This window comes from Candidatus Methylomirabilota bacterium, from assembly GCA_036002485.1.
Taxonomy (GTDB): Bacteria; Methylomirabilota; Methylomirabilia; order Rokubacteriales; family CSP1-6; genus AR37.
Map to the genome: position 1 here is coordinate 1 of DASYTI010000193.1, position 6,897 is coordinate 6,897.

General features: G+C 66.7%; 9 protein-coding genes and 2 rRNA genes. 3 read left to right on the top strand and 8 right to left on the bottom strand.

All coding sequences use genetic code 11. The features are described 5' to 3' along the window. Positions 1-80 precede the first annotated feature (80 nt). On the bottom strand, positions 81-320 hold the full coding sequence (locus tag VGT00_17460) for a MoaD/ThiS family protein (protein HEV8533215.1): 240 nt from the start codon (positions 318-320) through the stop codon (positions 81-83). Positions 321-329: 9 nt separating this feature from the next. Continuing rightward, positions 330-1,292 (bottom strand): transglycosylase SLT domain-containing protein, encoded by a 963-nt coding sequence (locus VGT00_17465; GenBank protein ID HEV8533216.1) that lies wholly within the window; start codon positions 1,290-1,292, stop codon positions 330-332. A gap of 489 nt (positions 1,293-1,781) precedes the next feature. Between VGT00_17465 and VGT00_17470 the strand changes: the two genes are divergently transcribed. Further along, positions 1,782-2,012 (top strand): hypothetical protein, encoded by a 231-nt coding sequence (locus tag VGT00_17470; GenBank protein HEV8533217.1) that lies wholly within the window; start codon positions 1,782-1,784, stop codon positions 2,010-2,012. Between the two features lie 44 nt (positions 2,013-2,056). Here VGT00_17470 and VGT00_17475 read toward each other — a convergent pair whose 3' ends face one another. Genes VGT00_17475 through VGT00_17490 form a run of 4 tightly spaced genes read right to left on the bottom strand, consistent with a single transcriptional unit; the run spans position 2,057 to position 5,281 of the window. Further along, positions 2,057-2,755 (bottom strand): hypothetical protein, encoded by a 699-nt coding sequence (locus VGT00_17475; protein HEV8533218.1) that lies wholly within the window; start codon positions 2,753-2,755, stop codon positions 2,057-2,059. Beyond that, positions 2,755-3,651, bottom strand: coding sequence for a lysophospholipid acyltransferase family protein (locus tag VGT00_17480; protein ID HEV8533219.1), 897 nt, complete (start codon positions 3,649-3,651; stop codon positions 2,755-2,757). The genes VGT00_17475 and VGT00_17480 overlap by 1 nt, the downstream gene beginning before the upstream one ends. Next, the gene (locus tag VGT00_17485) at positions 3,648-4,643 is read right to left on the bottom strand and encodes an inorganic phosphate transporter (GenBank protein ID HEV8533220.1); all 996 of its coding nucleotides are present in this window, start codon (positions 4,641-4,643) and stop codon (positions 3,648-3,650) included. Before VGT00_17485 ends, VGT00_17480 begins: the two co-directional genes overlap by 4 nt. A 20-nt stretch (positions 4,644-4,663) precedes the next feature. Continuing rightward, entirely contained in the window at positions 4,664-5,281 is a 618-nt protein-coding gene (locus tag VGT00_17490; GenBank protein ID HEV8533221.1) for a DUF47 family protein, read from the bottom strand. A gap of 82 nt (positions 5,282-5,363) precedes the next feature. Between VGT00_17490 and yacG the strand changes: the two genes are divergently transcribed. Continuing rightward, positions 5,364-5,579 carry a DNA gyrase inhibitor YacG gene (gene yacG, locus VGT00_17495; protein HEV8533222.1) on the top strand — a complete coding sequence of 72 codons (216 nt, stop codon included), beginning with the start codon at positions 5,364-5,366 and terminating at the stop codon, positions 5,577-5,579. Further along, complete coding sequence (locus tag VGT00_17500) at positions 5,576-6,217, top strand: site-2 protease family protein (GenBank protein HEV8533223.1); 642 nt, start codon at positions 5,576-5,578, stop codon at positions 6,215-6,217. The genes yacG and VGT00_17500 overlap by 4 nt, the downstream gene beginning before the upstream one ends. Before the next feature lie 134 nt (positions 6,218-6,351). Here VGT00_17500 and rrf read toward each other — a convergent pair. After that, a 5S ribosomal RNA gene (gene rrf, locus VGT00_17505) occupies positions 6,352-6,468 on the bottom strand. A 75-nt stretch (positions 6,469-6,543) separates the two neighbouring features. Further along, positions 6,544-6,897 (bottom strand): 23S ribosomal RNA (locus VGT00_17510); the annotation flags it as partial.

Below are 6,897 nucleotides of genomic sequence, written 5' to 3' on the forward strand. Positions count from 1 at the left end.
GCCCGATGGCCGCAGGTGAGGCGTACTCTCTGTACGTTGAACCTGCGGCGGAGGGCGCCAACGAAGCAGATGGGCCTTTTTCAGCCGCCCGCGAGGGGTGGAAACATGGCGACGACGTCGCCGGGAACGAGCACCTGATCCGGCTCGGCGTCGTGTCCGTTCACGACCGTGAGGCACGGGAGATCGGCGGGAATGTGGAGGGCGGCCTGGACCTGCGCCACGGTGCTGCCCGCCGGCAGCTCGAGAGAGGCATGGTCGCCATCGGCACCTGCCGGCAGATAGGGCTGGAGCGTGGCGAAGAGCTGGACCTCGACCTTCACGGTCTCGCGCTAGTCGACGAGAGAGGCGGCGGCGATACGGAGCTTGTCGCCGGGGTGGATACGCGCGGCTTCATTGCGGTCGTTCCGCCGGGCCAGCTCGGCCGCGGAGAGGCCGTAGCGCCTGGCGATACCGCTCATGGTCTCTCGAGGTTTCACGACATGGATTTCAGACGGGCCGGGCTGGGCTCGGCCCGCGCTCGCTATCGCGCGCTCCCGGAAGCGAGCCTCGCTGAAGCGCTGCGCGGCGCCCGAGGGGAACTTGAGCAAGTACGCGCCGCCCGGCGGTGTCTGCTTCAACCTGAGCTCCGGGTTGAGGTCCTCGAGCTCATCCGTGGCCACGCCAGCGAGGGCGGCGATACGCTTGAGGGTCGTCACGGCCGGCACGGACGCCTGCTCGTAGGCGAGCGGCTCGGCGAAGATGGCCACGAAGCCGTACCGTTCGGGCTGACGGCCGATGAGGGTGGCGGCCTGGATGGCGGGGACGAAGTTCTTGGTCTCGTCGCGCAGCACGCTGCTACGCGTGAGCTCCCAGAAGTCGCTCGTCTTCATCGCCTTCATCGCCCGGATCACCTTCATCTCTCCGGCATTGTAGGCGGCCTTGGCGAGCTCCCAGGAGCCGAACATCGCATGGAGGTCCCGGAGGTAGCTGGCCGCCGCCACCGTCGACTTCTCGGGATCGAAGCGCTCGTCCACCCAGCGATCCACGCGGAGCCCGTAGCGCCGCGCCGTCGGGGCCATGAACTGCCAGAGGCCTTTGGCGCCCGCGCGGGAGACGGCCACCGGGTTGAAGCCGCTCTCGATCATGACCGTGAACATGAGGTCCTCGGGCAACCCCTTGCTGCGCAAGACGCCCTGGATCATCTCGGCATATCGACCCGAACGGCCGAGCCAGCGCTCGACAAGAGTCCGGCGATACCCGGTCTGGAACTCCTCGAGGTAGCGCCGAACCTCGGCATTGTCCCGTATGAGCAAGGGCGCAGCGGCGGGTGGGGGCTCAGGCTCACTGAATGGCCGTGCCCGGGGCTCGTCAGAGGAGTACGGATTGGCTTCAAGGCCCGGCAGGATCGGGTCAGGCTCCTGGGACTGCAGAGCACTGTCGGCGACCGGGGACAACATGGCCTCCCCTTGGGACGGCTCGAGAGCCCGGCCTTCGATGGGAGGAGCGCCGGCCGATCTCAGCGGAGGGAACCCCTCCTCCGCCCCGGCCGGTCCCGGGAGGCCGAGGCCGGCCAGGCAGAGGAGAAGGAGACCGCTCAGCCTGGATCGATGATCGAAGGACATTGGAGGGGAGGCTTGAGCGGTTTTACCACGGTGAGACAAACCGGGTCAACCTCGCATCGGGGCCAAAGAAGCCAGATAGTTCTTGACAGGCCCGTTGGGCTGCCCGTATCGTAACCGCGCGCAAACTAAGCTGGATTTGACGTGGAGTCAGAGGAAATGCCGAAAGGAGGTGACAACCACATGAAAAAGATCATTGCCCTGGTGATGGGCATTGCCTTCGCTTTCGGCACCGCTGGCTTTGCCGCTGCTCAGACCCCGGCCCCCAAGGCCGAGGACAAGATGGACAAGAAGGACGACAAGGACAAGAAGGCCGACAAGAAGGCCGCCAAGAAGAAGGGCGACAAGACGGACAAGAAGGGCGACAAGGACAAGATGGGCGACAAGGACAAGATGGACAAGGACAAGAAGTAGCGTCGATCCAGCGACAGAGCGTCATTCAGGGCGCCGCCCTCGCGTTACCGGGGGTTGGCGCCCTGCTGTTTTCCCGGGGCGGTGCGTTTCTCGGGATCTCGCGCGCTCCGGTCTTCGCGGATGGCGGTGAGCCACACATTGCGATCATGCAGTCGCACCTGTGTCTCCTCGCCAGCCTTGACGTCGACGGGCAAGAGCCAGTAGATCACCGTGAAGGATCCAAGCACCGCTGATCGATCCGGAAAGCGCGTGGCCTCGCTCCGCGTGAGGGCGGGCGGTTTCTGACGGCTCGCCGTTTCCTGCCAGGCGAGGAGCGTCCAGGCGCCTTCGGGTACGTCGACAAGACGGAAGAGGCCAGCGTCATTCGTCAGCTCACCCTTCAGCAGCGCGCCGCCGCCCGTCTCGATCAGCGCCTGCTCGAACGAAGCGCGCGCGGCCCGGATCTTGGGGTCGGCGTCGAGAAATCGCTCCGTGGATTCGCGGCGGCCCGCTTTGATGGCGGCCAGCTCGCTCTCGAAACCGGACGAGCGGGGCAGGAGAAGCACCGACACGCCCGCGTAGGGCCGGGGCTCCTGGCCCGTGCGGCGGGACTCCTCATACGCGCGGCCCGCCACGGCGCCCACGGCCCCCCGCTCGCGCGCCGTCAGATATGGTGCCGTCATCGTGCGGAGATCCGCCGCGCTCGAGGTGAGGGCCAGGGAGACCAGCAGTCCCGCCGCCGCGGCCACCGCGCCCCCGCGCATCAGGCGATCTCCGGACGAGGTCGTGTCTTCCACCGCCGGTGCAGCCAGAACCATTGCTCGGGCGCGCGCCGGATCGCCGCCTCGATCGTCTCGTTGAAGCGGGTGGTGAAAGCCACCACGTCTCCCTCTGGCGGCGGGAGAATCGGCCGGACCTCGATCAGGTGACGCCCGCCCTCCAGGCGCCGGATGAATACCGGCACCACGGGAGCCTCCGTGCGCAGCGCGAGCACGGCCAGGCTCCGCGATGTCGACGCGGGCGTACCGAAGAAGGGAACGAAAATCCCTTCCGCGCGCGTGGCGTTCTGGTCGAGGAGGACCCCGACCATGCGGCCGCGCCGGAGAGCGTCCAGGACATCACGAAGCGCGCGACGCTTGCTGATGAGCTCGGCGCCCGTACGACGGCGGAGCCGCTCCACCACCCGGCCGAGCTGCGGCTGGTCGAGCGGCCGAAGCACGACGGAGAGGGGCAGGCCGGTCAGGGGGTGAGCCGCGGCCAGAAGCTCCCAGTTGCCGAGGTGCGCGGTGAGGAGGAGGACGCCACGCCCCTGCACGGCGGCGTCCTTCAAGTGCTCGAGGCCGTCGATCTCCACGCGACAGAGGAGAACGTCCGCGGGCCGGAACATCAGGACGCAGGCCTCGATCAGATTCATACCCAGGTGCTGGAACGATCGGCGGCCGATGTGACGGAGCTCCCCCGGACCGCGCTCCGCGCGGAAAGCCAGACGCAGGTTGTCGAGCGCGACCGCGCGGCGCGGAGCCAGCACGACCCAGGCCACGTCCCCAACCCGGCGGCCCAGCCACAGGCCGAGCCGCACGGGAAGATGGGCCAGCGTCCATGCCACGGGGGCGAGGAGCAGAACACCGACGGCGGCGGCCGCGGAGCTGCGCCGTCTCATCCGCGCGGCAGAATGAACCACGTCACCGCCGCGATGATGCCCGACAGCGGGATGGTGAGGATCCATGCCCATACGATGCGGGCGCCGAGACCCCAGCGCACCGCCGAGACGCGCTGGGTGGCGCCCACGCCCATGATGGAGCCGGTGATGGTGTGCGTAGTGCTGACCGGAATGCCCCCGACCGCGGTGCCGATGAGCATCACCGCCCCCGCCGTCTCCGCGCAAAACCCGCCGACCGGGCGCAGCTTGGTCAGCCGCATGCCCATGGTCTTGACGATGCGCCAGCCGCCGGACATGGTGCCCAGCGCGATGGCGGCGTGCGCGGCCAGAACGACCCAGAACGGGACGTAGAACTCTGGGCCGAGGTATCCGCCTGAAAAGAGCAGGATGGCGATGATGCCCATGGTCTTCTGGGCGTCGTTGGTGCCGTGACCAAGGCTGTAGAAGGCCGCCGAGACGAGCTGGAGGCGGCGGAAGAGCGCGTCCACGCGACTGGGACGGGCGCCGCGGAAGATCCACAAGGTGGCCACCATGAGGACGAAGCCGAGGATCATACCGGTCACGGGAGCGAGCACGATGAAGACGGCGATCTTGAGAAGCCCGGCGGGGATCAGCGCGCCCCACCCCGCCTTGGCCACGGCCGCGCCGGCGAAGCCGCCGATCAGGGCATGGGATGAGCTCGAAGGAATGCCGTAGTACCACGTGATGAGATTCCACGCGATGGCACCGGTGAGGGCGCCCAGGATGACCCACTGGTCCACCACGGCGGGCTGGACGACGCCCTTCCCTACCGTCTTCGCCACCTGGACGCCAAAGCCAAAGGCCGCCACGAAGTTGAAGAAGGCCGCCCAGGCCACCGCCTGCATGGGCGTGAGCACCCGCGTGGAGACGACGGTGGCGATGGAGTTGGCGGCATCGTGAAAGCCATTGATGTAGTCGAAGACCAGCGCCACCGCGATGATGAACGCCACCAGCAGGACGGCTCCGCTCATGTCCGGGTGGGGCGCCCGGCTCAGGCCATCTTGAGCGTGATGCCCTCGATCACGTTCACCACGTCTTCGCAGCGGTCGGTGACGGACTCCATCGTCTCGTACAGCTCTTTCCACTTGATGATCTCGATGGGATCCGTATTGCCCTCGAAGAGGGCGGCCAGCTCGTCGCGCAGCAGGCGGTCGGCCTCGTTCTCGAGACGGTTCACCTCGATGGCGTGCTTGTGGTAGAGGGGCGAAAGAGTGCGCAAGCAGTGTACGGCGCGGTCCGTCGCCTCCGCCGTCTTCACGATGATCTTCGCCATGGCCATACATCCGTCCGTGGGGACCTTGATCTTGTACAGGGCCAGACGGTCGGCCACGGCGTCGATGAGGTCCAGCACGTCGTCGAGCCGGTTAGCCAGGGCATAGATATCCTCACGGTCGATTGGCGTGACGAAGGTGGTGTTGAGCCGTCGGACCATCTCGTGGGTGAGGGCATCGCCCGCATGTTCGAGGTCGCGTATCTGCTGGACCTTGGCGGGGGCGCTCGGGTAGTCCAGGGTCAGCTCCTCGAGAACCCGGGACGCCGACACGATATGGCCGGCCTGCTGCTCGAAGAGCTCGAAGAATTTCTCGTCGCGGGGAAGCAGCCGAAACACACTTCATGGTCGCTCGCCCGGCGCGGGATGTCAACGGCCGGTCCAGTTTGACAGGGGAAACAGCGGTGGCTACCATGCGGCCGTGAAATCCGAGCAGCCCGGCGCGGAGCCGACGGTCTCCTGTCCCGCGTGCGGAGCCCGGGCCGCCTGGCGTGGGAATCCCCAGCGCCCGTTCTGCTCGCTCGCGTGCCGCCTGATCGATCTCGGCCGGTGGCTGGATGAGCGCTATCGTGTGGCGGGCGATCCCCTGCCCGACGAGCTGCCGCCCGACGACAGATCGCCGCAGCGGGCTGAATGACCGATCTCTTCGCCGACCCGGCCGCTTTCCTTCAGCGTCTTGTTCTCATGCTCCCCGCGCTGCTCATCGCCGTCACCGTCCATGAGCTGGCCCATGCCCTCGTGGCCGATCGCCTGGGCGACCCCACCGCGCGCCGGCTCGGACGGATCACCCTGAATCCATTGCCGCACCTCGACCCTCTGGGCGCCCTCTGTTTCGTGCTGAGCGGCTTCGGCTGGGCCAAGCCGGTGCCCGTGAATGCGCAGAACCTGGCGCACCCCGTGCGGGACATGACCTGGGTGGCCGCGGCGGGGCCCATCGCGAATTTCCTGGCCGCGTTCGGCGCGTTGGTTCTCCTCAGGATTCTCGGACAGGCGGGCGCCCTCCCAGATCTTCTGAGCGTGATCATGTCCCACGTCTTCCGCTTCAATCTCCTTCTCGGAATTTTCAACCTGATCCCGATCCCACCTCTCGACGGGGGACACTTCCTCGGCTACCTGCTGCCCAGGAGCGCCGCCGGGCTCGTGCGCCTGCTCGAGCAGTACGGGATGTTCATGCTCTTGCTCCTGGTCTTCACGGGCGCGACGCAAAAGATCGTAGGCCCCGTCTATTTCTGGGCGCGCCAGGCCATGATCGACCTCGTCCGCCTCATCGTCTGACCGCGCTTCCGGACAAAAGAATAGCGCCCGGGCCTCTTCGGCTCAGGCGCCTAAGTTCGAGCGCCGGCTTCGCCGGCGCCATCGAAGGGGGATGCTCGAAGGGGGCCATCGAGGCCCCCTTCGATTCATTATTACCCCGGCAACGACCTACTCTCCCACACCGTTACCAGCGCAGTACCATCGGCCCTGGAGGGCTTAACTTCCGTGTTCGGGATGGGAACGGGTGTGGCCCCTCCGGCAACGCCACCGGGAATCTGGCGTCAATTGAATACGTTGATTCTCGAGTGCAGCCAAGCGACGAGCGACGTCGAAGTTATGAGTGCAACGTGGTCAAGCCGCACGGCCGATTAGTACCGCTAAGCTGAACGCCTTACGGCGCTTACACCTGCGGCCTATCAACCTGGTAATCTTCCAGGGGCCTTCAGAGGGCTTACGCCCTGGGAGGTCTCATCTTGAGGCGGGTTTCGCGCTTAGATGCCTTCAGCGCTTATCCCTGCCGGACATAGCTACCGAGCGGTGCTCCTGGCGGAACAGCTCGCACACTAGAGGTCCGTCCACCCCGGTCCTCTCGTACTAGGGGCAGCTCCCCTCAAACCTCCTACGCCCGCGACAGATAGGGACCGAACTGTCTCACGACGTTCTAAACCCAGCTCACGTACCGCTTTAATGGGCGAACAGCC